Origin of the sequence: Thermus parvatiensis (genome assembly GCF_001535545.1) — a bacterium.
Classification (GTDB): domain Bacteria; phylum Deinococcota; class Deinococci; order Deinococcales; family Thermaceae; genus Thermus; species Thermus parvatiensis.
In genome coordinates, this window is the sequence record NZ_CP014141.1 from 638,304 (window position 1) to 660,539 (window position 22,236).

At 69.3% G+C, this 22,236-nt stretch carries 17 protein-coding genes and 10 pseudogenes; 17 read left to right on the forward strand and 10 right to left on the reverse strand.

Annotated features, from left to right (window positions below; translation table 11 throughout):
* Positions 1-46: 46 nt before the first annotated feature.
* Positions 47-1,000, reverse strand: coding sequence for an MBL fold metallo-hydrolase (locus AV541_RS03640; RefSeq protein WP_060384259.1), 954 nt, complete (start codon positions 998-1,000; stop codon positions 47-49).
* Positions 997-1,883: pseudogene (locus tag AV541_RS03645) on the reverse strand (phosphohexomutase domain-containing protein). The gene AV541_RS03640 and the pseudogene AV541_RS03645 overlap by 4 nt, the downstream one beginning before the upstream one ends.
* A 37-nt stretch (positions 1,884-1,920) precedes the next feature.
* Between AV541_RS03645 and AV541_RS03650 the strand changes: the two are divergent.
* Together AV541_RS03650 and AV541_RS03655 are read left to right on the forward strand one after the other, a co-directional pair.
* Positions 1,921-4,002, forward strand: coding sequence for an ATP-dependent helicase (locus AV541_RS03650; RefSeq protein ID WP_060384260.1), 2,082 nt, complete (start codon positions 1,921-1,923; stop codon positions 4,000-4,002).
* Complete coding sequence (locus AV541_RS03655) at positions 3,999-4,721, forward strand: hypothetical protein (RefSeq protein WP_008632914.1); 723 nt, start codon at positions 3,999-4,001, stop codon at positions 4,719-4,721. The genes AV541_RS03650 and AV541_RS03655 overlap by 4 nt, the downstream gene beginning before the upstream one ends.
* Positions 4,722-4,728: 7 nt before the next feature.
* Here AV541_RS03655 and AV541_RS03660 read toward each other — a convergent pair whose 3' ends face one another.
* The 3 genes and pseudogenes from AV541_RS03660 to cycA form a co-directional block, all read right to left on the reverse strand.
* Positions 4,729-5,340, reverse strand: a complete 612-nt coding sequence (locus tag AV541_RS03660) for a thiamine diphosphokinase (protein ID WP_008632912.1) — start codon at positions 5,338-5,340, stop codon at positions 4,729-4,731.
* Positions 5,337-6,286 (reverse strand): annotated as a pseudogene (locus AV541_RS03665) (ABC transporter ATP-binding protein). Before AV541_RS03665 ends, AV541_RS03660 begins: the two are co-directional and overlap by 4 nt.
* A gap of 87 nt (positions 6,287-6,373) precedes the next feature.
* Positions 6,374-6,820, reverse strand: a complete 447-nt coding sequence (gene cycA / locus AV541_RS03670) for a cytochrome C-552 (RefSeq protein ID WP_008632909.1) — start codon at positions 6,818-6,820, stop codon at positions 6,374-6,376.
* A gap of 104 nt (positions 6,821-6,924) precedes the next feature.
* On the opposite strand from cycA, the pseudogene AV541_RS03675 reads away from it, so the two are divergent.
* The 11 genes and pseudogenes from AV541_RS03675 to AV541_RS03725 form a co-directional block, all read left to right on the forward strand.
* Positions 6,925-7,209, forward strand: a pseudogene (locus AV541_RS03675) (c-type cytochrome); the annotation flags it as partial.
* A gap of 9 nt (positions 7,210-7,218) precedes the next feature.
* A complete protein-coding gene (ccdA, locus tag AV541_RS03680; protein WP_060384261.1) occupies positions 7,219-7,887 on the forward strand; it encodes a cytochrome c biogenesis protein CcdA in 669 nt (222 codons plus the stop codon).
* Positions 7,888-7,927: 40 nt separating this feature from the next.
* Complete coding sequence (locus AV541_RS03685) at positions 7,928-8,497, forward strand: ABC transporter ATP-binding protein (protein ID WP_008632905.1); 570 nt, start codon at positions 7,928-7,930, stop codon at positions 8,495-8,497.
* Positions 8,494-9,158, forward strand: a pseudogene (locus AV541_RS03690) (heme exporter protein CcmB). The gene AV541_RS03685 and the pseudogene AV541_RS03690 overlap by 4 nt, the downstream one beginning before the upstream one ends.
* Positions 9,159-9,219: 61 nt before the next feature.
* Positions 9,220-9,906: a cytochrome c biogenesis protein CcsA gene (gene ccsA, locus AV541_RS03695; protein ID WP_060384262.1), complete on the forward strand. Its 687-nt coding sequence runs from the start codon at positions 9,220-9,222 to the stop codon at positions 9,904-9,906.
* A 91-nt stretch (positions 9,907-9,997) separates the two neighbouring features.
* Positions 9,998-10,426, forward strand: coding sequence for a cytochrome c maturation protein CcmE (ccmE, locus tag AV541_RS03700; RefSeq protein WP_011173456.1), 429 nt, complete (start codon positions 9,998-10,000; stop codon positions 10,424-10,426).
* Positions 10,423-12,354, forward strand: a complete 1,932-nt coding sequence (locus tag AV541_RS03705) for a heme lyase CcmF/NrfE family subunit (protein WP_060384263.1) — start codon at positions 10,423-10,425, stop codon at positions 12,352-12,354. Before ccmE ends, AV541_RS03705 begins: the two co-directional genes overlap by 4 nt.
* Complete coding sequence (locus tag AV541_RS03710; protein WP_008632901.1) at positions 12,351-12,887, forward strand: TlpA family protein disulfide reductase; 537 nt, start codon at positions 12,351-12,353, stop codon at positions 12,885-12,887. The genes AV541_RS03705 and AV541_RS03710 overlap by 4 nt, the downstream gene beginning before the upstream one ends.
* A pseudogene (locus AV541_RS03715) lies at positions 12,884-13,305 on the forward strand (cytochrome c-type biogenesis protein). Before AV541_RS03710 ends, AV541_RS03715 begins: the two are co-directional and overlap by 4 nt.
* Positions 13,302-14,281, forward strand: a pseudogene (locus tag AV541_RS13025) (c-type cytochrome). The pseudogenes AV541_RS03715 and AV541_RS13025 overlap by 4 nt, the downstream one beginning before the upstream one ends.
* A 2-nt stretch (positions 14,282-14,283) precedes the next feature.
* Positions 14,284-14,837, forward strand: a pseudogene (locus AV541_RS03725) (Rieske 2Fe-2S domain-containing protein).
* Positions 14,838-14,887: 50 nt separating this feature from the next.
* On the opposite strand, the pseudogene tyrS reads toward AV541_RS03725, so the two are convergent.
* Positions 14,888-16,185 (reverse strand): annotated as a pseudogene (tyrS, locus tag AV541_RS03730) (tyrosine--tRNA ligase).
* A 22-nt stretch (positions 16,186-16,207) separates the two neighbouring features.
* On the opposite strand from tyrS, the gene AV541_RS03735 reads away from it, so the two are divergent.
* From AV541_RS03735 to AV541_RS03745, 3 genes are read left to right on the forward strand one after another with little or no spacing between them, the layout of a single operon-like run.
* Positions 16,208-16,585, forward strand: a complete 378-nt coding sequence (locus tag AV541_RS03735) for a hypothetical protein (protein WP_014629282.1) — start codon at positions 16,208-16,210, stop codon at positions 16,583-16,585.
* A gap of 60 nt (positions 16,586-16,645) precedes the next feature.
* Positions 16,646-16,966, forward strand: coding sequence for a 30S ribosomal protein S20 (rpsT, locus tag AV541_RS03740; protein WP_008632893.1), 321 nt, complete (start codon positions 16,646-16,648; stop codon positions 16,964-16,966).
* 9 nt (positions 16,967-16,975) lie between these two features.
* A complete protein-coding gene (locus AV541_RS03745) occupies positions 16,976-17,059 on the forward strand; it encodes a 30S ribosomal protein THX (RefSeq protein ID WP_008632889.1) in 84 nt (27 codons plus the stop codon).
* Between the two features lies 1 nt (position 17,060).
* Here the strand turns inward: AV541_RS03745 and AV541_RS03750 are convergent, their stop codons facing one another.
* The 3 genes and pseudogenes from AV541_RS03750 to AV541_RS03760 form a co-directional block, all read right to left on the reverse strand.
* Positions 17,061-17,801 carry a DUF4388 domain-containing protein gene (locus AV541_RS03750; protein ID WP_060384264.1) on the reverse strand — a complete coding sequence of 247 codons (741 nt, stop codon included), beginning with the start codon at positions 17,799-17,801 and terminating at the stop codon, positions 17,061-17,063.
* Entirely contained in the window at positions 17,786-18,664 is an 879-nt protein-coding gene (gene thrB / locus AV541_RS03755; RefSeq protein ID WP_060384265.1) for a homoserine kinase, read from the reverse strand. Before thrB ends, AV541_RS03750 begins: the two co-directional genes overlap by 16 nt.
* A gap of 34 nt (positions 18,665-18,698) precedes the next feature.
* Positions 18,699-20,146, reverse strand: a pseudogene (locus tag AV541_RS03760) (NAD(P)H-hydrate dehydratase).
* Positions 20,147-20,168: 22 nt separating this feature from the next.
* On the opposite strand from AV541_RS03760, the pseudogene AV541_RS03765 reads away from it, so the two are divergent.
* Positions 20,169-20,932: pseudogene (locus AV541_RS03765) on the forward strand (SIR2 family NAD-dependent protein deacylase).
* Here AV541_RS03765 and der read toward each other — a convergent pair.
* Positions 20,882-22,177: a ribosome biogenesis GTPase Der gene (der, locus tag AV541_RS03770; protein ID WP_060384266.1), complete on the reverse strand. Its 1,296-nt coding sequence runs from the start codon at positions 22,175-22,177 to the stop codon at positions 20,882-20,884. The pseudogene AV541_RS03765 and the gene der sit on opposite strands and share 51 nt — an antisense overlap.
* Positions 22,178-22,236: the final 59 nt, after the last annotated feature.

Here is a 22,236-nt window from a genome sequence, read left to right on the forward strand (position 1 = left end):
ACCCCCGGACTCCGCCCCGGGGCAAGCCCGGCCAGGGCTAGGGGCCTTAGCGCCGGAAGTACCGGTAGGGCGGGCCCTCCCGCCCCACCGCCCCCTCCTCCCGGAGGTACTCCAGGTGGGCCAGGGTCTCGGCGAAGGCGAAGCGCCGGCCCGCCAGGTCCAGCTCCTGGGGAAAGAGGTGGAGGGAGAGCTCCCAGGCGGTTTTGGGTCCGTCCAGGAGGGCAAGGAGGGCCTCGAGGCGGGCCTTATGGTGGGCTTTGAGCTCCTCCGCCCTTTGCCGCACGTTCCCAATGGGGCCGAAGTGCCCGGCGTAGGCCACCCTGGCCCCCAGGCCCGCCAGGCGGTCCAGGGAGCGGAGGAAGTCCTTGAGGGGGTTTTCCCGGGTGTAGGCCCAAAGCCCCACGTTGGGGGAGACCTTTTCCAGGAGGGCGTCCCCCGCGAGGAGCACCCCCTCCTCCTCCAGGTAGAAGGCCGCGTGCCCGTCCGCATGCCCCGGGGTCCAGAGGACCCTAAGCCGCTTCCCCGCCACCTCCAGCGCCTCCCCGTCCCTCAGGGGGAGGGGGTTTTGCGGCGGGTAGACCCGCTCCCTCGTCTTCTCCACCGTCTCCCGGATGCCCTGGAGGGCGCTTTCCGGGGTGCCGTGGTCCAGGAAGAGCCGGATGGAGGCTTTGGCGAAGGCCTCGGGCTCCCGCCAGAAGCGGTGGCCCCGGGGAAACTCCTCCTCGTGGAGGTAGACCTTGGCCCCCAGGCCCTCAAAGAAGCCGGAGAGGCCATAGTGGTCCGGGTGGTGGTGGGTGAGGAGGACGGTTTTCACGTCCTGGAAGCAAAGGCCAAGCTCCGCCAAGAAAAGTTCCAAAGCCCCCCGGGCAGCCCGGGTGCCGAGGGCGGTGTCCACGAGGGCCACCTCCCCGTCCCCTTGGAGGAGGTAGAGGTTCACCGTCTTCAAGGGGTAGGGGATGGGGACGGGAAGGAGGTAGAGGCCGGGGAGGAGTTCCCTCACAGGAGCACCCCCATGAGGAGGAGGGCTGCCAAGAAGGGGTCGGGCTCCTCCAGGTGCCAAGGGAAGCGGTAGGCCCCCTCCCCCAGGGCCTCCACCTCCCGGCCCTGGGCCGCCTCCCGGAGGCGGGCCAGGGCCTGGTCCTCGGGAGGGCCTCCCCCCCCGGGAGGTAGACGGCAAGCCGGTCGGCGTCCCCGTCCAGGGCGAGGCCCAAGGCGGGGGGTTTGGCCTCGCGGAGGAGGAGGCGGAGGGTCTTCAGGTGTTCCGGCCTCGGGTCCGGTGCCACCCCGTAGAAGAGGGGGTGGGGGAGGGGGTGGAGCTCCCGGAGCTCCACGGGGGCCTCGAGGCGCTTCAGGACCTGGCCCAAAACCCCGCCGCCCGCCCCGCCCATGGCGTCCAGGTAGACCACGCCCCGCTTGAAGGCGAGGCCCTGGGCGCTCTTCCGAAGGTGGTCCAGGTAGCCCCGGCGCACTTCCAGCGGGGCGAAGGGCCCCGGGGGAGGGGGGCTTAGGGGGACCACCTCCTTCCCGGGGAGGGGCTTCCCCGGGGCTAGGCGGAGCTTCACCCCTTGGAAGGCGGGGGGCCGGCGGCTTCCCGTGAGGTAGAAGCCCGCCGCCTCCTTGGCCTTTAGGGCGAAGCCGAAGAAGGGGAGGGGTGCGGGGCCCTCGAGGAGGTGCACCTCGAGGCCGAGCCCCGCGAGCACCCCGGCGGCGTGCTCCGCCATCTCCCGGGCGAGGAAACGGGCGTCGTGCCCCACCACCACCCGAAGGATTCCTTCCGCCTGGAGGCGTTTCCCGAAGCCCGCCGCCACCTCCCCCAGGGCCTGGAAGGTGAAGCCCCGGGCCATCTCCCCTACGAAGCCGTCTTGCGTGGCCACAAGCTCCATGCCCTAAAGTCTACCCTGCGCGTGGTAGACTCTCCCCGTGAGCGACGCCCTCCTAGCCTCCCTCAACGAGGCCCAACGCCAGGCGGTCCTTCACTTTGAGGGGCCTGCCCTGGTGGTGGCCGGGGCGGGGAGCGGAAAAACCCGCACCGTGGTCCACCGGGTGGCCTACCTCGTTGCCCGCCGGGGGGTCTTTCCCTCGGAGATCCTGGCCGTCACCTTCACCAACAAGGCCGCGGAGGAGATGCGGGAGCGCCTCCGGGGGCTGGTCCCGGGGGCGGGGGAGGTCTGGGTCTCCACCTTCCACGCCGCCGCGCTAAGGATCCTCCGCGTCTACGGGGAGCGGGTGGGCTTAAGACCCGGTTTCGTGGTCTACGACGAGGACGACCAGACCGCCCTCCTCAAGGAGGTCCTGAAGGAGCTCGCCCTCTCGGCCCGGCCCGGCCCCATCAAGGCCCTTTTGGACCGGGCGAAGAACCGGGGCGTGGGCCTTAAGGCCCTCCTCGGCGAGCTTCCCGAGTACTACGCCGGGCTTTCCCGGGGAAGGCTTGGGGACGTCCTGGTGCGCTACCAGGAGGCCCTTAAGGCCCAGGGGGCCTTGGACTTCGGGGACATCCTCCTCTACGCCCTGAGGCTTTTAGAGGAGGACGAGGAGGTCCTCAGGCTTGTGCGCAAGCGGGCCCGCTTCATCCACGTGGACGAGTACCAGGACACGAGCCCCGTCCAGTACCGCTTCACCCGGCTTCTCGCTGGAGAGGAGGCCAACCTCATGGCCGTGGGCGACCCCGACCAGGGGATCTACTCCTTCCGGGCGGCGGACATCAAGAACATCCTGGACTTCACCCGGGACTACCCCGAGGCCCGGGTCTACCGCCTGGAGGAGAACTACCGCTCCACCGAGGCCATTCTCCGCCTCGCCAACGCCGTGATCGTGAAGAACGCCCTCCGCCTGGAAAAGGCCCTGCGCCCGGTGAAGCGGGGCGGGGAGCCCGTGCGCCTTTACCGGGCGGAGGACGCCCGGGAGGAGGCCCGCTTCGTGGCCGAGGAGATCGCCCGGCTCGGCCCCCCTTGGGACCGGTACGCCGTTCTTTACCGCACCAACGCCCAAAGCCGCCTTCTGGAGCAGGCCTTGGCGGGGCGGGGGATCCCGGCGCGGGTGGTGGGGGGTGTGGGCTTCTTTGAAAGGGCCGAGGTCAAGGACCTCCTGGCCTACGCCCGCCTCGCCCTCAACCCCCTGGACGCCGTGAGCCTGAAGCGGGTCCTGAACACCCCCCCTCGGGGCATCGGCCCGGCCACCTGGGCCAGGGTGCAGCTCCTCGCCCAGGAGAAGGGGCTTCCTCCCTGGGAGGCCCTGAAGGAGGCGGCGAGGACCTCTTCCCGCGCCGAGCCCCTTAGGCATTTCGTCGCCTTGGTGGAGGAGCTCCAGGACCTGGTCTTCGGCCCCGCCGAGGCCTTCTTCCGCCACCTCCTCGAGGCCACCGACTACCCCACCTACCTCCGGGAGGCCTACCCCGAGGACGCCGAGGACCGCCTGGAAAACGTGGAGGAGCTCCTAAGGGCGGCCAAGGAGGCGGAGGACCTGCAGGACTTCCTGGACAAGGTGGCCCTCACCGCCAAGGCGGAGGAGCCCGCCGAGGCGGAAGGAAAGGTCGCCCTCATGACCCTGCACAACGCCAAGGGGCTGGAGTTCCCCGTGGTCTTCCTCGTGGGGGTGGAGGAGGGGCTTCTGCCCCACCGCAACTCCGTAAGCACCCTTGAGGGCCTGGAGGAGGAGCGCCGCCTCTTCTACGTGGGCATCACCCGGGCCCAGGAAAGGCTCTACCTCTCCCACGCCGAGGAGCGGGAGGTCTACGGCAGGCGGGAGCCCGCCCGGCCGAGCCGCTTTCTGGAGGAGGTGGAGGAGGGGCTATATGAGGTGTACGACCCCTACCGCGTCCCCAAACCCGCCCCTCCGCCCCACCGCCCAAGGCCCGGGGCCTTCCGGGGCGGGGAGCGGGTGGTCCACCCCCGGTTCGGCCCCGGCACCGTGGTGGCGGCCCAGGGGGACGAGGTCACGGTCCACTTTGAAGGGTTCGGGCTCAAGCGCCTTTCCCTTAAGTACGCGGAGCTTAGGCCGGCATGAGGGCGCTCGCCTCCACCCCCCGCCCGGTCCTCTACCTGCACCGGGGCGGGGGCGGCTTTTTTGACCTCCTCCTCGCCCAGGTGGCCGCGGCCCGGCTGCCCCTCTTCCTTCACCCCGTGGCCATGGAGGAGGGGTGGGAGGCCTTCCTCCCCTGCCTCAAGGGGCTCGGCTTCGCCGGGGCGGTTCTGGAAGAGGCCGCTTCCGTGCCCGAGGGGGTCCGCCTCGAGGCCGAGGCCGGCCTGGCCGGGCGGGTGGACCTCCTCGTCCCCACGGGCGGGGAGCTTCTCGGCCAGTACACCGAGGGCGTCGCCCTGGAAAGGCTCCTCGCCCAGCGGTTTCCCGGGGCCCGGGCCTTGTGGCTTGGGGCCCTCCGCTTTGACCTCGCCCCCTTCCTCCGGGGCCTCGGCGAGGTCCACGTGGCCGCCCCGAGCTACGCCGAGGGGGATGCTTTCCTCGCCCGCCTCTCCCCTCCCCTCCGGGGCCGGGTGGCCCTCCGCCCTGAGGAGGTGCGGGCCTTGGTCCTCCGGGTGGACCTCCTTCTTCTCAACACGCCCCGCCCTCCCCTGGACCTGGCCCAGCCCTACCACGCCGCCTTGGCCCTCGTCCCCGGGGCCCAGGCCGTGGCCGAGCGGGTCCAGCTCTTCCTCGGACCGGAGGACCTCTGGGCCCAGCGGGTCTGGGCCGTCCTCGAGGGCCTGGGGCACACCCCCTTGGGCTAGGGAGCGCCTAGAAGAGGTAGAAGAGGGCCCGCCCCGCTTCTATCCGCACCTGTATGGGCCCCAGGGCCTCGTTTTCCAGGGTGCGGCTGGTGGCTTTTAGGGCCGTGGGGGGAAGGTCCCACCGGGCCCCCTCCACCCCTAGGGTGGCCTCGGGGAAGGGGAGGAGGCTGAAGGGGGTGCCGGGTTTTAGGGGAAAGGCGTGGAGGCCGGGAAGGAGGGGGAAGGCCCGGGCGAGCCCGTCCGTGAGCTCCGCCCGCACCCCCTTCGCCACAAGGAGGAAGGCGAGTTCCAGGTGGACCAGGGTGTGGTCCAGCCGCCCTCCCAAGGCGCCCAAAAGGAGCACCTCTTCCGCACCCATCTCCAGGGCCTTCCGCAGGAGGGCCTCCCCGTCCGTGAGGTCCTTTTCCCGGGGAAGGACCTCCTTGGGCGCGGGGAGGGCCTCCTGGAGCCAGGGGGGGCTTGAGTCAAAGTCCCCGAGCCAAAGCTCCGGGGTAAGCCCCAAGGCGAGGGCGTGCCGCCCCCCAGAGTCCGCTGCCAGGAGGCGGTAGCCCTTAAGCCTTTCCTTCAAGGCCTCCGTGGCCAGGAGGGGGCCGCCCAGGAGGAGGGCGAAGCGCCTCATCCCTCCAAGGGTACCGCCTGGGCGGGGTCCAGGCGGAGGGCTAGGGGGGCGCCTTCTTCCGGGCCCTCGGGGGCCTCGAGGTAGAGCCTGACCCCCCCTACCCGCACCCATAGCCCCACCCGGGGCCCGAAGAAAAGCCGCTCCTCCACCACCCCTTCCAGGCTCCCTCCGAGGGCGAGGGCCTTGGGGGAAGGAGGTGGGCTTTTGGGGGAAGCCCTAGGGCCTCGCTTTCTTTGGGGGAGAGAAGGTTCTTGTGCCCCAGGAAGCGGGCGGTCCAGGTGTCCTTGGGGCGGGCGTAGACCTCCTCGGGCCGGCCCACCTGGACCAGGCGCCCCTCCCGCAGAAGGGCCACCCGGTGGGCGAGGAGGAAGGCCTCCCCCTGGTCGTGGGTCACGAGGAGGGTGGTGACCCCTTCCTCCTTGAGCGTGCGGCGCAGGAAGAAGAGGAGCTCTTCCCGAAGCCTCAGGTCCAGGGCCCCTAAGGGCTCGTCCAGGAGGAGGAGCCTGGGCCTAGGGGCCAGGGCCCGGGCCAGGGCCACCCTCTGTTGCTCGCCCCCGGAAAGCTCCTGGGGGCGCTTCCTGGCGAGAGGGGTGAGCTCCATGCGCTTGAGGAGCTCCCGCACCCGCCCCTCTCTCGCCTCCCTTGGCCAGCGGGCCTCCACAAGGCCGAAGGCGACGTTTTCCTCCACGGTGAGGTGGGGGAAGAGGGCGTAGTCCTGGAAGAGGAAGCCCACCTTCCGCCTTTCCGGGGGAAGGGGGGTGAGGTCCTCGCCCAGGAAGCGCACGAAGCCCCTATCGGGCTTAAGGAGCCCGGCCACGAGCCTGAGCAGGGTGCTCTTCCCGCTTCCCGAGGGTCCGAGGAGGGCCAGGGTCTCGCCCTCGGCCACGGAGAGGGCCACGGAGAGGCGGAACCCGGGGAAGGCCTTTTCCAGGGAAAGCTCCAGCACCCTCCCATTAAACCGGAAGGGCCCGGGGAAGCGCCCAGGCCCCTTTACCGGGGTCCCCACGCCGGCCTGGGCCAGCATGGGGTGGGGTTAATTCAGGCCGAGCTTCTTCCGCTCTTCCAGAACCTGCTGGGGGGTGAGCTTCTTGGCCCGGAGCTTCTTCACCTCCTTGGCGGTGAAGGGCTTGAAGCCCTTGACCTTCTTGGCGTCGCCCCAGGCGGTGGCGATGTGGTTGAGGACGGCGGCGATCTCCTCGTCCTTGAGCTGGGCGAAGGAGGGCATGACGCCGTTGTACTTCACGCCCTTGACCTCAATCTGGCCCTGGAGGCCGTAGAGAAGGACCAGGATGAGGTACTCCCTACCGCCTTCCTTGGCGAGGATCTCCGCCACATGCCCGGCCAGGGGCGGGAAGGCCCCGGGGATGCCCTGCCCGTTCGCCTGGTGGCACCCCGCGCACTGCTGGTAGAGCTTGGCGCCGTCCGTCTGGGCCAGGGCTAGGCCGCCGAGCAGGCAGAGAGTCATAAGCATCCGCTTCATCTTTACCCTCCAGGGTATAGGGTAGAGGCCCCTGCGGAGTGGCGTCAAGGGAAAAGGGTTAACCTGGCCTTAAGGGCCTTACCCTGGGCCTTGGCCTCTCCACCACCCCGGACACGGAGCCCGTGGAGAAGGCCATCGGCAACTACTGGCCCTACGCCACCACGCTTTTTGACTACATCCGCCGGGCCATGCCCTTCGGCCAGGGGGGGACGCTTACGGACGAGGAAGTCTACCACCTTATGGCCTTCCTCCTCTACATGAACGGGATCATTGACGCCGGCACCCCCGTGAACCAGAAGACCCTCCCCCAGATCCGGATGCCCGCCCGGGAGCTTTTGGAGTTGGACCCCGAAACCCGGCGCCGCTTCCACTGGCTCACCCTGCCCTAGGATGGAGGTATGACCCTTTCCCTGACGGCGGCCTTTTTGGCGGGGGTGCTCTCCTTTCTCTCCCCTTGCGTGCTCCCCCTCGTTCCCACCTACCTCTTCTACCTGGGGGGAGAGCGAGGGCGCCCCCTCTTCAACGCCCTCTTCTTCATCCTGGGCTTTGGGGCGGTCTTCTTCCTCCTCGGCCTACCCTTCACCCTCCTCGGGGGGCTCCTCTTTGAACACCGCCAGACCCTGGCGCGCATCGGGGGGGTGGTCCTCGTCCTCTTCGGCCTCTACCTGCTGGGCCTGAGGCCCAGGTGGGGGGTTTCCCTCCGGTACGAGGGGGAGACCTCCCGCCCCTTGGGGGCCTTCCTCCTTGGGGCCACCCTGGCCCTAGGCTGGACCCCGTGCATCGGCCCGATCCTCGGGGCCATCCTGACCCTCACCGCCGTGGGGGGCGGGGTGGGGTTCCTCCTGGCCTACATCCTGGGCCTCGCCGTGCCCTTCTTCGTGGTGGCCCTCTTCGCCGACCGGATCAAGGGGTGGCTTAGGCGCGCCGGCCGGATCTCCCACTACGTGGAGGTCCTTGCGGGCGTGGTCCTGGTCCTCGTGGGGGTTCTGCTCTTCACCGGCACCTTCACGGCCCTCAACACCTTCTTCCTGCGGATCACTCCCGAGTGGCTCCAGAGGTACCTCTAGGACCTTTGTCCCCGGAGGCTTCGCCTAGACTGGTGAAGGCATGCTCTTGCGCCTCGAGGCCGTTTCCAAGCGCTTTGGCCGCGACTGGGTCCTCCGCGATCTGAGCCTTGCCCTAAAGCGGGGAGAGGTGGTGGCCCTCTTGGGCCCGAACGGCTCGGGCAAGACCACCCTCCTCCGCCTCATGGCGGGGCTTGTAAGGCCCACCCGGGGCCGGGTGGAGCGAAGGGGAAGGCCCCTCTTCCTCCCCAACCCCCCGGCCTTCCACCGCCACCTCACCGCCCGGGAGCACCTCCTCTTTGACCTGGGCTTCCACGGGGCGCAAGGGGACTGGGAGGCGGCCTTGGCCCGCTTCGCCCTCCCCCCAGACCTTCCCCTCGCCGCCTTCTCCAGCGGGATGAAGAAGCGCCTCGCCCTCGCCCGCCTCCTCCTCCTGAGGCCCGACCTCTGGCTTTTGGACGAGCCGGAAACGGCCTTGGACCAGGAGGGACGGAGGCTCCTTCTGGAGGTCTTGGAGGAGGCCCGGAAGGGCGCCGGGGTGGTCCTCGCCACCCACGACCGGGCCCTGGCCGAGGCGGTGGCCGACCGGGCGGTGTGGCTGGGGGCGGCGTGAGGCGGGTCTGGCTTTTGGCCCTTAGGGACCTCCGCCTCGAGGTCCGGGACCGCCTCGGGGTCCTCTCGGCCCTGGCCTTTCTCTTCGTCAACCTCTTCGTCATGGCCCTGGCCCTGGGCCCGGAGGAGGGGGCGCTCCGCCGGGCGGCCCCCGGGGTCCTCTGGGTGGCCCTGGCCTTCCTCTCCACCCTCCTCGCCACCCGGGCCTTCGGCCGGGAGACGGAGGAGGGGACGCTAGACGACCTCCTTCTCGTTCCGGGGAGCAAGGAGTGGGTCTACTTCGGCAAGCTCCTCTTCCAGCTCCTCGTCCTTTTGCCCTTGGCCCTCCTCGCCCTCTTTGGGGCCGCGGGGTTCTTCCACGTGCCCTTGGAACGCGGGGGGCCCTCTTCCTCACCCTCGCCCTGGGAAGCCTGGGCTACGCCAGCGTGGCCACCTTCTACGCCGGGCTTTTGAGCCGCCTGAGGGGGCGGGAGGTCCTGCTTCCCCTTCTCCTCTTCTCCCTGGTGGTCCCCGTGGTCCTGGCCTCGGTGCGGGCCACGGCGGGGGTCGCCGAGGGGCTTCCCTTGGGGGAGGTGGCCCCTTGGTGGCAGCTGCTCCTCGTCTTTGACCTGGTCTACGTCACCGCGAGCGCCCTCCTCTTCCCCCTGGTCATGGAGGGGTAGGGGGGTTTACAGAAACTTCACTTTCCCTCGGCTATCCTAGGTGCTGAAGGAGGTTTGACCGATGCAGAAGACCGCGCCTCTTTCCCGCCCCGACGGCCTCACCTGGGCCTTCCTGGGGTTTGGGGTGTTGCTCCTACCCCTGGGGCTCTACCTCGCCCTCGCCGCGCCCCCGGACGCCAACCAGGGGTATTTGGTCCGGATCATGTACCTGCACGTTCCCACCGCCTGGGTGGGGTACCTGGCCTTTTTTGTCACCTTCCTCTACTCCCTCCTCTACCTCTTCCGCCAGGACCCGCGGCACGACCGGGTCGCCGCCGCCAGCGCCGAGATCGGCCTCGTCTTCATGGGCCTCGCCCTGGTGACGGGGATGCTCTGGGCCAGGCCCACCTGGGGGGTCTACTGGACCTGGGAGCCTAGGCTCACCACCACGGCCATCCTCTTCGCCGTTTACGTGGGCTACTTCCTCCTGCGGGGGGCCATTGAGGACCCCGAGCTTCGCCGCAAGGCGGCGGCGGCCGTGGGCGTTTTGGGCTTCCTCAACGTGCCCATAAGCTACATGTCGGTCAAGTGGTGGCGGAGCCTGCACCAGACCCAGTCCATTGACCTCACCACGGGCAAGATCCACATGGCCCCGGAGATGCTCCAGGTCCTCCTCTTCCACCTGGCCGTCTTCACGCTTCTGTACCTGGGCTTCGTCCGCTTCCGCGGCCTGGTGGCGGTCCTGGAGGAAGCGAAGGAGGAGGCGTGATGGGGGTCTTCGTCACCTGGGTCTACGTCCTCACCTACCTCGCCGTCTTCGGCTACCTGGCCTACCTCTTCTGGCGGTACGGGAGGGCGCGGTGAAGGGGAAGTACCTCCTCGGTATTCTGGTCATCCTGGGCGCTTTGGGGTACATGGTCTTCGGGGGGCTTGGGCGGAACCTGGTCTACTTCCTCACCCCTTCGGAGTACCTCCAGGACCAGGCCAGGTACCAGAACCGCCCCGTGCGCCTCGGGGGGCTGGTGAAGCCCGGAACCGTCCAGTACGACAAGGACCGCCTGGAGCTCCGCTTCGTCCTCACGGACGGGGTGGCGGAGGTGCCCGTCCTCCACAAGGGCACCCCGCCAGGGATGTTCAAGGAGGGGCAAGGGGTGGTGGTGGAGGGCCGCTTCCAGGAGGGGGTCTTCCAGGGCACCAACCTCTTGGTGAAGCACTCGGAGACCTACCAGCCCCCCAAGGAAGGCTGGACCCCCGAGGAGGTGCGCAAGCTCATTGAGGAGGCCCAATGACCCCGGCCCTTCTCGGCAATCTAGGCGTAAGCCTCACCCTGGCCTTTAGCCTCCTGGGCCTGGGCCTCGCCCTCCTCGCCTACCTCCAGGGGGACGGGCGCTTCCTCAAGGGGGCAAAAAGCTTGGTCCTGCCCGCTTTCCTCGCCGCCTCGGCTGCCTTCCTCGCCTTGGAGTGGGCCCTCCTCACCCACGACTTCTCCTTGGCCTATGTGGCGAGGAACCACTCCACCAAGGACCCCCTCTGGGTGACCCTGGTGACGCCTTGGGCGGCCCTCGAGGGGAGCATCCTCCTTTGGGGCCTGCTCCAGACCCTCTACACCTTCCTGGCCGTCCGCAAGCCCTTGGACCCCTGGCGGGCCTCCTTGGTGTTGGCGGTGCTTTTTGGCATCCAGGTCTTCTTCTTCGGGGTCATGGCCACCATCGCAAGCCCCTTTGAGACCCTGCCCGACCCGCCTCCCGACGGCGTGGGCCCGAACCCCCTTCTCCAGAACCACTGGATGATGGCCGTCCACCCGGTCCTCATGTACCTGGGCTTCGTGGGCCTGAGCGTGCCCTACGCCTATGCCGTGGCGGCCATGGCCGTGCGGCGCTACCAGACCTGGGTGGAGGAGACCAGGTGGTGGGCCCTCATCGCCTGGGGCTTCCTCACCGCGGGCAAGGTGGCGGGCATGTGGTGGAGCTACGAGGTGCTGGGCTGGGGCGGGTACTGGGCCTGGGACCCGGTGGAGAACGCCAGCTTCATCCCTTGGCTCCTGGCCACCGCCTTTTTGCACACCGCCGTCGTGCAGCAGACCCGGGGGGCCTTTAAGGCCTGGAACTTCGCCTTCGTCACCCTGGCCTTCGCCGCCACGGTCCTCGGCACCTTCCTCACCCGAAGCGGGGTGATCCAGTCGGTCCACGCCTTCGCCGAGGGGCCGGTGGGGCCGGCCTTCCTGGGCTTCTTCCTCCTCTCCACCGCCTTGGGCCTGGGCCTCCTCTCCCGGGTGAGCCGGGAGGTGCGGGACGCCGCCGTCTTCCGGCCCCTTTCCCGGGAGGGGGCCTTGCTCCTGGGGGCCTTCTTTTTCGCGGGCTGGGCCCTGGTGGTCCTGCTGGGCACCTTCTACCCCCTGTTGGTGGAGGCCTTCGCCGGGGCCAAGGTGAGCGTGGGGGCCCCTTTCTTCAACCAGATCTCCGCCCCCATCGGGGCGGGGATCCTGTTCCTCATGGGGGTGGGGCCTATCCTCCCCTGGCGGCGGCCCCGGGCGGAGGTGTTCCGCAACCTCTACCTCCTTCTGGCGGTCCTGGCCGGGGGGACCCTTCTGGGCCTCCTCCTGGGGTACACCCTGGGGGCTTCCCTGGCGGTGGGCCTTTTCCTCTACAACCTGGCGGCCATCCTTCTTCTGGTGCGGGAGGGGGTGCTGGGGCGGAAGGCGGCGGGGCTTTCCCCCTGGGGCTTTTTGCAGAACCGCCGGCGGGTGGGGAGCCTGGTGGTGCACCTTGGGGTAGCCCTCATGGGCCTGGGCATCGCCTTTAGCCAGACCTACCGCTTGGAGAGCGAGAAGACCCTTTACCAAGGTCAGACCTGGGAGGTGGGGGGGGTGCGCATGACCTTCCAGGGGGTGCGGGCCCTGGACGAGGGGCGCCGTTTCGCCGTGGAGGCCCTTTTGCGCACGGACCGCTTCGGGGAGGTGCGGCCCAGGCTCCACTTCTACCCCCAGATGAATAGCCCCCTCCCCGCCCCCAAGGTCATTTACACCCCGGGGAACGACTACTACTTCCTCCTCATGGACTTTGACCGGGAAAAGGGGGAGTGGGCCTCCTTAAGGCTCATCGTCACCCCCTTGGTCTTCTGGATGTGGGTGGCGGGGGGGCTTATGGCCCTGGGCACCCTTTACATCCTCTGGCCTGCAGCGCGGGCCGAGGAGGCTAGGGGGGTGAGCCCGGCGTGAGGGGGTGGCTCTGGCTCCTCCTGGTCCTGGCCCTTGGGGGCCTTTTCTGGTGGGGGATGCAGCGCAACCCCCGGGAGCTCCCCTCGGTGCTGGCCAAGGAGCGCCGTCCAGCCCCCGACTTCACCCTGCCCCTCCTTCCCCCTTACCGGGAGGCCTGGGGGGAGACCTTGCGCCTTTCGGAGTACTTGGGGAAGCGGCCCATCGTGCTCAACTTCTGGGCCAGCTGGTGCTACCCCGCCTGCTACGAGGAGGCCCCGGTCCTCGAGGCCTTCTGGCGCCGCTACCAGGACCGGGTGCTCTTTGTGGGGGTGAATACCCAGGACAAGGAGCCCGAAGCCCTGAGGTTCATCGCCCAGTTCGGCCTCACCTTCCCCCAGGTTTACGATCCCCGGGGCCGGGTGGGGGTGGACTACGGGATGTACGGGGTGCCCGAGACCTTTTTCATTGACCGGGAGGGCCGGGTCCTCGCCCGGCACGCCGGGGCTATTGACGAGGCCACCCTTTCCCGTTACCTAGAGGAGGCCTTGCGATGAGGTGGGTTGTTCTGCTTATGGCCTTTCTTCTTCCCGCCTTGGCCCAGGAAGCACCGCCTCCAGACCTTCCCCCGGAGGTCTTCCGCATCGCCCGGGAGCTCCGCTGCCCCGTCTGCCAGGGGGAGTCGGCGGCGGAGAGCAACTCGGGGGTGGCGGTGGAGATGCGCCGCATCATCGCAGAGATGCTTCAGGAAGGCAAGACGGAGGCGGAGATCAAGGCCTTCTTCGTGGAGCGCTACGGGGAGTGGATCCTCTACGAGCCCCCCGGCAGGGCCTTACCCTTGGGGTCTGGCTCCTGCCCGTGGCCGGGCTTTTGCTTTTGGCCTTGGGCCTCTTTGCCTACTTCCGTCCGCGGCGCGCCCTGCCCCCTGAGCTTCTGGAGGAGGCAGAGCGCCGCCTGAAGGAGCCTCCGGCATGATGGCGACCCTCTTTTTCCTGCTCTTCCTCCTCCTTGGCCTCTACCTGGCCTTAAGGCCCCTCTTCGGGCCAAAAGACCCCTTCCCCGAGCCGCCTCGGCGGGAGGAGCTGTTGCGGGAGCTGACCGTCCTCCGGGAGGAGGTGGGGGCCCTCGAGGGGGAGGAGAAGAAGCTGGCCTTGGCCCGCATGGTGGAGCTGGAGCGGGCCCTGGAGGGCTGGCGCCCCCCGAGCCCAGGGCCTTTAACCCCCTCCCCGTGGCCCTGGTCCTGGGGGCGGTGGTCCTCCTCGGGGTGGGCCTTTGGCGCTACACCCTGCCCCGCCTTCCCGGGGAGACCACGGTGACCCAGCGCCAGGAGGCCCGGGAGCTCAAGGCCCTTTCCGAGAAGGCCAGGCGCACGGGGGCGGTGGAGGACCTCCTCGCCTGGGGGCGGAAGGCCTACGAGCTCCAGGCCTTTGACCAGGCCGCCGAGGCCTATCTGGAGGTCCTCAAGAAGGACCCCAGGAACGTGGAGGCGGTGCGGCGGGTGGGGATTCTCCTCTTCATGGGGGGACGCCTGGAGGAGGCCCAGATGTTCTTGGAGATCGCCCAGCACGCTGACCCCCAGGCCGCCGAGGGCTGGCTCTTCCTGGGGAACCTCTACTTCCAAAAGGGCCAGATGCCGGAGGCCGTCGCCGCCTGGGAGAAGTACCTGGAGGCCGGGGGCGAGGCCAGGGAGCGGGTGGAGGCCCTCATCGCCATGGCCAAAGCCCAAGCCCAAGGGGGGAAGGACGGGAGGAGCGTCTACGAGGCTCGCTGCGCCGCCTGCCACGGCCTCGAGGGGGAAGGGGGCGTGGGCCCAAGGCTTAAGGGAAACCCCATCCTCAAGGCTTCAGAAGCGGTGCGGGAGATCGTCCTCCAGGGTCGGGGGACGATGCCCGCCGTTCCCCTTTCCGAGGAGGAGCTTAAGGCCCTCCTGGACTACCTGGGAAGCCTCTAGCCATGAAGCGGCGCGACCTCTTCTTCTACCTGCCCGTGGCGGTGGCCGGGGGTTTTTCGCCTGGTTCGGGGTGCGCACCTACAACCTCCGCTTCCGCCCCCGGCCCGAGGCGGGAAAGCCCACCTGGAAGGAGGGCCCCAAGGTGGCCGTGGCCCACCTTGGGGAGCTTGGGGTCTGGGAGGCGAAACCCTTCGCCTACCCCCTTCCCCTGGGGGAGCTCAAGGCCTTCCTCCTCCGCCTTCCCGAGCCCGCCCCTGGGGGGCTTTCCCTGGGGGAGGAGCACTACCTGGCCTTAAGCCGCATCTGCACCCACCAGGGGTGCACGGTGAACTTCGTCCCCGACCCCGAGGCGGCCTCCCTCCTCTACAACTTCCGCTACGAGAGGCCTTTTTTGGGCTGTCCCTGCCACTTCGGGGCCTTTGACCCCTTGCTTGGGGGAAAGGCGGTGTACGGCCCGCCCCGCTTTCCCCTGCCGAGGCTTCGCCTCGAGGCGGAAGGGGAGACCCTCTACGCCACCGGGCACGAGGTGCCCCTAAGGCCCATGGAGGGGGGCTAAATACCCCGCCGGGGCTTTCGCCTCGGCGGGGGCCCCAAGAAGGGGTGGCTTCAGTCCGAAAGCCGCACCCGCACGAAGCGGTCCTTGCCCCGCTGCAGGATGCGGGGCCGGGAGAGGTCCACCTGGAGCAAGGGGTCGGTGAGGACCTCCCCGTCCAGCCTCAGGCCCCGGTTCTGGATGAGCCTCCTCGCCTCGGCGTTGGAGGGGGTGAGGCCCGCTAAGGTAAAAAGCCTCGCCACCCAGATCCGGCCTTCCTTCAGCTCCGAGGCGGGGATGGTGACCTCGGGGATCTCCTCGGGGATTCCCCCTTTGGCCACCTCGTCGTAGCGGGCTTCCGCCCTCCTCACCTCCTCGGGGCCCGCCTCCTTGTCCCGCCCGAAGGCCTCCCAGGCGTAGCCGAGGCTTTCGTAAAAGGCCCGGTCTATCCGGGGGGGATCTGGGGCAGGGCGTAGGCCGCGGTGAGGAGGCGGGCGAGGACCCGGTGGGCGGGGACGGGGCCCGCCTTCAGGAGGGCCTCTATCTCCTCCTCCTCCAGGTCCGTGAGGAGGCGGAAGTAGCTCGGGAGGAGAGGGTCCGGCACCCGCATGAGCTTCTTGAACATCGCCTCCGGGGGCTCGGTGAGGCCGATGTAGTTGTCCAGGCTCTTGCTCATCTTCTCCCGCCCGTCAAGGCCCACGAGAAGGGGCATGAGGAAGCAGACCTGGGGGCTTTGCCCGTAGGCCCGTTGCACTTCCCGGCCCACCAGGAGGTTGAAGCGCTGGTCTGTGCCCCCCATCTCCACGTCGGCCCTTATGGCCACGGAGTCGTAGGCCTGGGCGAAGGGGTACAAAAGCTCGTGCAGGGAGATGGGAATCCCCGCCTCGTACCGCTTTTTAAAGTCCTCCCTTTCCAGCATCTGGGCCACGGTCATGAGGGAGGTGAGGCGCACCACCTCCTTGAAGGTGAGGCCCTCCAGCCACTCGGAGTTGTAGCGGAGCTCAAAGAGGTGGGGCTCCTGCCTGAGGATCTTCCCCGCCTGCTCCACGTAGGTCTTGGCGTTCTCCCGGGTCTCCTCGAGGGTGAGGGGGGGCCGGGTCTTGCTTCTTCCCGAGGGGTCCCCGATCATCCCGGTGAAGTCGCCGATGATGAGGACCACCTTGTGGCCGAGCTCCTGGAACTGGCGCATCTTTCTCAGGACCACCGCGTGCCCCAGGTGCAGGTCGGGCCTCGTGGGGTCGGCTCCGAGCTTGACCGTGAGGGGCCGCCCCTCCTTGAGCTTGGCGAGAAGCTCTTCCTCGGGGATGATCTCCTCGGCCCCCCGCTTGAGGAGGGCCAGGGCCTCTTCCGGGGTGTGGCCGGTGCCCGCCATGTGGCCAAGTATACTTAGGCCAATGCGGACCCTGCTCTTTTTGGCCCTGGCGGCCCTGGGCCTCTACTGGTACGCCGAGCGGTACGGCCTGGCCGTGGGCTACCCCCCCTTCCTCCCCGTCTTCTACTGGAAGTACACGGGGGAGGCGGAGTACCCCGTCCGGGTCACGGGCCTCTACGACGCCTTGAAGGTGAAGGTCTCGGGGAGGCTGGAGGAGGGGAGGCTCAGGGTCGTCCTGTTGCGGGACGGCCGCAAGGTGGGCGAGAGGAGCTACGGCGGCGCTTTCCAGGACGAGGTGCGCTTCGGCGTGAGCCCTGGGGCGTACCTTCTCCGCTTTGAGCTCCAGGGGGCTAAGGGCCAGGTGCGCTACGACTGGGTGACCACCAAGTTTGCCCCTTAGGCGCAGGGTGTGCTACACTGGGCCCTGGTTTGCCCCCGAGGGGGGCCAAAGGGGAGAACGATGGCGCAGAAGAAGCCCAAGAGGAACCTTTCCGCCCTTAAGCGGCACCGGCAGTCCCTGAAGCGCCGGCTCCGCAACAAGGCCAAGAAGTCGGCCATCAAGACCCTCAGCAAGAAGGCCGTCCAGCTGGCCCAGGAGGGCAAGGCGGAAGAGGCCCTGAAGATCATGCGCAAGGCCGAAAGCCTGATTGACAAGGCGGCGAAGGGCTCCACCCTGCACAAGAACGCCGCCGCCCGCAGGAAGTCCCGGCTGATGCGCAAGGTCCGTCAGCTGCTCGAGGCCGCGGGGGCGCCCCTCATTGGCGGCGGCCTCAGCGCCTAAGGAGGGCGTATGGGCAAGGGCGACCGCAGGACCCGGCGCGGCAAGATCTGGCGCGGCACCTACGGCAAGTATCGGCCCCGGAAGAAGAAGTAGGCTATTTGGCTTCCTTTTCGGCTTCCCAAAGCAGGTCCCTGAGGAGCCACCCCCGTCCCGGGGGGGTTAGCTCTTCCTTGGCCAGGGCCCGGATGAGGTAGCGGCGCACCAGGCCGAGGGGGACCCCTTCGGCCACGATCTCCCCCAGGTTGCGGGAGCCGTCCAGGAGGGCGGCGAGGTGGCCGAACTCCTCCAGGGTCTTGGTCTTCCTCCCCACGTGCCGGATGCGGAGGGCAAACCAGCTGTAGCGGCGGAGGGGGTAGAGGTCGCCTTCCCGCACCCCCATGTAGGCCCGCTCCATGGCGATGATGAGGGGAACGCCCCAGGCCTTGGCCGCGGCCCGCACGCTTTTTCCTCCGAGGAAGGCGCCGTAGGGCTCCCCGGGGCGGATGGCCTCGAGGACCCGGCTCGGGGAGTCAATGAGGGTGCGGAACCGGTCCCACTCGTCGTTCACCCGGGCCCACTCCCCGAGGAGGACGGAAAAGGGCATCAGGGCCTGGGTCGCCTCCGGGGACCTCGTGGGCACGAAGCGGAAGACCCCCTCCTCCGGGTGGAGGGGGAAGGCGAAGAGGGCGTCCAGCCCTTCCCAGTCCAGGATGCTCGCCCCCACCACCTCCCCCAGGGCGAAGCGGAGGGTGAGGGGAAGGGGCCCCGTGCGCACTTCCAGGACCCCGGAGCGCCTGTGGGCGTGGACCAGCTCCAGGACCTCGGTCAGGGAGATGGCCTTCAGCTCTCCTTCCAAAAGTATCCCTCCCCTATGCCCAATACTAGCGTGCGCCCTTCCGGGCCCCGGTAGGCGGAGAGGGCCCGGATCACGGGGGCTTCCTCCCCGGCGCGCGCCAGGGCGGCCAGGGTGGGCCCCGCCCCGCCCACGAAGGCCGCCAAGGCCCCGGCCTCTAGCGCGCCTTCTATCGCCTCCAGGACCCCGGGCATGAGGCAGGCCCGGTGGGGCTGGTGGAGCCGGTCGCGGCAGGCCTCCCTCAGGGCCTCGAGCCTCCCCGAGGAAAGCGCCGCGGGCCAGAGGGCGCTTCTTGCCAGGTTGTAGATGGCGTCCTCCAGGGGCACCTCCCGGGGCAAGGCCTCCCGGGCCAAGGGGGTGGGGACCTCGTAGGGGGGGACGGCCAGGACGAAGCGCACCCCTTCGGGCCTCGGCAGGGGGATGGCCAAGGGGGGTTCGCTCAGGGCGGCCACGAACCCCCCGTAGACCGCCGGGGCCACGTTGTCGGGATGGCCTTCCAGCCCCGCCGCCACCCGGAAGACCCCCTCCCGCCCAAGCCTCCCCCCGGAAAGGCGGTCCGCCAGGGCCACCCCCGCCACCAGGGCGGCCGAGGAGCTCCCCATCCCCCGGGCCAGGGGGATGGGGTTGAAGGCCCGCACCCGCAAGGGGAGGGGTTCCAGCCCCAGGGCCCGCATCCCGGCCCGGTACCCCTCGTGGATCAGGTTGTCCGTGCCTTCCACGTGGCCTTCCCCCTCGTAGAGGAAGGCGTCCTCCGGGGCGGGGTGGGCCTCCACCTCGAGGTAGAGGTCCAGGGCCACCCCCAAGGCGTCAAAGCCCGAGCCCAGGTTGGCCAGGGTGGCGGGAACGTAGAGGCGGGGGAGGTCCATGGCGCCGGGCAAAACCCCACCCGAATATACCAGGCTACCGCGGGAAGAAGGCCGGGGACACCCTTCCCTCCTGGAGGAGCCTCCTTGCCCGGGGGAGGGCCTCCGCCACCTCCCGGGCGAGGAGCCCCACCCCCTTCTCCTCGGCCAGGAGGTCCCCGGCGAGGCCGTGGAGATAGACCCCAAGCCTGGCCGCGTCAAAAGGCCTAAGCCCCGCGGCCAAGAGGGCGGCGATGGCTCCTGAAAGCACGTCCCCCGTCCCCCCCGTGGCCAGGGCGGGGTTTCCCGTGGGGTTCACGGAAAGCCTTTCCCCTTCCGCCACCACCGTGGGGTTCCCCTTGAGGACTACGGCGAGGCCCGTCCGCTCGGCGAGGGCCCGGGCCGCCGTTAGAGGGTCTTTGGCCACTTCCTCGGGGGAAGCCCCAAGGAGCCTCCCCGCCTCCCCCGCGTGGGGGGTAAGGACGGCGGGGACGCCCGCCTTCCGGTAGGCCTCGGCCACCTCCGGGTGGAGGGCGTCCGCGTCCAAGACGGTGGGAAGGCGGGCCTCCAGGGCCTTTAGGGCCCACGCCCTCCCCCAGGGCCCCCCGCCCATCCCCACGGCCAGGGCCTCCGCCTTGAGGGGGGAAGGGTTGGGGAGGGGACGGGGTGGAAGACGGCCTCGAGGGGCTCTAGAGGCGTGCCCTCCGGCGCCACCAGGTGCACGAGCCCCGCCCCCATGCGGTAGGCCCCAAGGGCGGCGAGGAGGGGCGCCCCGGCGTAGCGGAGGCCCTCCCCCTTATACCCCCCCAGGACCCCCACCCGGCCCACGCTCCCCTTGTGGGCGGTGAGGGGGCGCCTGGGGAGGAGGGGCCTTAGGGCCTCGGGACTTGCCACCTCGGGAAGGTCCTCCCTTTCCAGGAGGGGCTTGGGCAGGCCGATCTCCGCCAGGTAAAGTTTCCCACAGGCCTCCCTCTGGAAAAGGTGAGGGGTCTTGAGGGCGGCGAAGGCCACGGTGGCCGTGGCCCGCACGTGGGGGCTAAAGGGGAGGCCCGAGGGGAGGTCCAGGGCGAGGACGGGGAGGCCTGCCCGGTTCACCCGCTCCACGAGTTCGGCGTAAAAGTCCGTGAGGGGCCCTTTAAGACCGGTGCCGAAGAGGGCGTCCACCACCACCTCCCCCTCCCGGAAGGAAGCTTCCTCCAGGGGCCTTACCTCCACCCCGTGGGCGAGGAGGGCCTGGAGGGCGAGGAGGGCGTCCCCGGTTTGGCCCCCTGCGGCATAGACCCGCACCCCTACCCCCTCCAGGAGGAGGTGGCGGGCGAGGACGAGGCCGTCCCCGCCGTTATTTCCTTTGCCCGCGAGGACGAGGGCGGGGGCCTTGCCGAAGAGCTCCAGGTAGACCCTCGCCGCCTTCATCCCCGCCCACTCCATGAGAAGGAGGCTCGGGTAGCCCCGCTTCACGGCCTTCCGGTCCGCCTCCCGCATGGCCTCGGGGGTGAAGAGCCTCATGGGTTAAGGATACGATGGGGCCATGGAGCGGTTGGAGGAAGCCCGGAAGCGCCTGGAGGAGGCGAGGCGGGTGGCGGTCCTCACGGGGGCGGGCATCTCCAAGCCCTCCGGCATCCCCACCTTCCGGGACGCCGAAGGGCTTTGGAAAAACTTCAACCCCCTGGACTACGCCACCCCCGAGGCCTACGCCCGGGACCCGGAGAAGGTCTGGGCCTGGTACGCCTGGCGCATCCAGAAGGTGCGGGAGGCCAAGCCCAACCCGGCCCACTACGCCCTCGTGGAGCTGGAGAGGCGCATCCTCTCCCGGGGGGAAGCTTCCTCCTCGTCACCCAGAACGTGGACGGCCTTCACGCCCTCGCGGGAAGCCAGAACCTGGTGGAGCTCCACGGCAACCTCCTCAGGGCCCGGTGCGAGGCCTGCGGGAAGCGGTTTCCCTTGCCGGAGGCCTTCGCCCCGCCCCCCTTCTGCCCGGCCTGCGGCCACCGGGCCCGGCCCGACGTGGTCTGGTTCGGGGAGCTTCTGCCGGAAGGGGCTTGGGAGAGGGCGGAAAGGGCCTTCGCCGAGGCCGACTTCGCCTTGGTGGTGGGCACCAGCGCCGAGGTGGAGCCCGCGGCCTCCTTGGGCCGGATCGCCTTCGCCTCGGGGGCCTACCTGGTGGAGGTGAACCCCGAGCCCACCCCCCTTACCCCCCTCGCCCACCTCTCCTTGCGGACGGGGGCGGTGGAGGGGATGGCGCTACTCCTCCCTCCTCCCCCGGAAGACCAGGCGGAAGGGTACCTCTCTTAGGCCCAGGTCCTCGCCGATGCGGTTTTTCAGGTAGTTCTCAAAGGCCCGGGTGACGAACTCCGGGTGGTTCACGAAGAAGACGAAGGTGGGCGGGGCCACCTCGGGCTGGGTGGCGTAGAGGATCTTGAGGGGCTTGCCCTTGAAATTCGGCATCTGCACGCGGCTCGTCCAGACCGCCACCCAGCGGTTGAGCTCGGCGGTGGGGACGCGGGTCTGGTTGAGTTCGTGAAGGCGCACCGCCTCCCGGAAGATCCGGTCCAGGTTCTGCCGCGTCAGGGCGGAGGTGAAGACCCGGGGGAGGTGGTCCAGGTGGGCGAGCTTTTCCCGGAGGAGGCGCCGCATCTTGGGGGCGTCCTCCTTGTCCACCAGGTCCCACTTGGTGATGACCAAAAGGACGGGCTTGCCCCGGTCCAGGGCCTCGTTGGCGAGCTTGAGCTCCCGGTCCCCTACCTGGAAGGGGTCCACCACGAGGAGGACCACGTCCGCCTCGTCCATGGCCCTAAGGCTCCGCCGGATGGCGAGCTCCTCCACGAGGCTTTCGGGCCGCTTGCGGATCCCGGCGGTGTCCACGAGGACGAAGCGCTGGCCGCCGAAGAAGAACTCCACGTCAATGGCGTCCCGGGTGGTGCCCGGCTCCTCGGAGACGATGACCCGCTCCTCCCCCAGGATGGCGTTGAGGAGGCTAGACTTCCCGGCGTTGGGCCGGCCCACGATGGCCAGGCGGATGGCCGCCACCTCGGGCTCGGTGTCAATCTGCTTGACGGGTAGGCGCTGCCAGATGGCCTCCAACAGCTCCTCCAGCCCCCTCGCGTGCTCGCTGGAGGTGGGGATGGGGTCGCCGAAGCCGAGGCCGTAGAGGGGGCCCAGGTAGAGCTCGTGCTTGGGGTCGTCCACCTTGGTGGCCACGAGGATCACGGGCTTCCCCTTCTTGCGCAGGTACTCGGCCACCTCGTAGTCCGCCTGGGTGAGCTCGGCCCGCCCGTCCACGGCGAAGAGCACCACCTCGGCGTCCTCCAGGGCCCGGTCCACCTTCTCCTGGATCTTCTTCTCCCACTTGTCCCCGGACCAAAGCCCCCCCGTGTCCACCAGGAGGAAGCGGCCCTGTTCGCTTTCCACCACGCCCTCTTTGAGGTCGCGGGTGACCCCGGGCACGTCCGCCACCACCGCGCTCCGCTTCTTTAGGAGGCGGTTGAAGAGGCTGGATTTGCCCACGTTGGGCCTACCCACGATGACCACCTTGTGCATGCGCCCTCCACGAAAAGGGGTGGGGAAGGCCCCACCCGGCGTTACCCTTTAGTGTACCA

Bases quoted from the DNA above. Each gene is read 5' to 3' on its own strand.
- AV541_RS03685 (WP_008632905.1), top strand. From the start codon at position 7,928: ATGCTCTTGCGCCTCGAGGCCGTTTCCAAGCGCTTTGGCCGCGACTGG.
- der (WP_060384266.1), bottom strand. From the start codon at position 22,177: ATGCACAAGGTGGTCATCGTGGGTAGGCCCAACGTGGGCAAATCCAGC.
- AV541_RS03655 (WP_008632914.1), top strand. From the start codon at position 3,999: ATGAGGGCGCTCGCCTCCACCCCCCGCCCGGTCCTCTACCTGCACCGG.
- AV541_RS03735 (WP_014629282.1), top strand. From the start codon at position 16,208: ATGCGGACCCTGCTCTTTTTGGCCCTGGCGGCCCTGGGCCTCTACTGG.
- cycA (WP_008632909.1), bottom strand. From the start codon at position 6,820: ATGAAGCGGATGCTTATGACTCTCTGCCTGCTCGGCGGCCTAGCCCTG.
- thrB (WP_060384265.1), bottom strand. From the start codon at position 18,664: ATGGACCTCCCCCGCCTCTACGTTCCCGCCACCCTGGCCAACCTGGGC.
- ccsA (WP_060384262.1), top strand. From the start codon at position 9,220: ATGCAGAAGACCGCGCCTCTTTCCCGCCCCGACGGCCTCACCTGGGCC.
- AV541_RS03705 (WP_060384263.1), top strand. From the start codon at position 10,423: ATGACCCCGGCCCTTCTCGGCAATCTAGGCGTAAGCCTCACCCTGGCC.
- rpsT (WP_008632893.1), top strand. From the start codon at position 16,646: ATGGCGCAGAAGAAGCCCAAGAGGAACCTTTCCGCCCTTAAGCGGCAC.
- AV541_RS03745 (WP_008632889.1), top strand. From the start codon at position 16,976: ATGGGCAAGGGCGACCGCAGGACCCGGCGCGGCAAGATCTGGCGCGGC.
- AV541_RS03660 (WP_008632912.1), bottom strand. From the start codon at position 5,340: ATGAGGCGCTTCGCCCTCCTCCTGGGCGGCCCCCTCCTGGCCACGGAG.
- ccdA (WP_060384261.1), top strand. From the start codon at position 7,219: ATGACCCTTTCCCTGACGGCGGCCTTTTTGGCGGGGGTGCTCTCCTTT.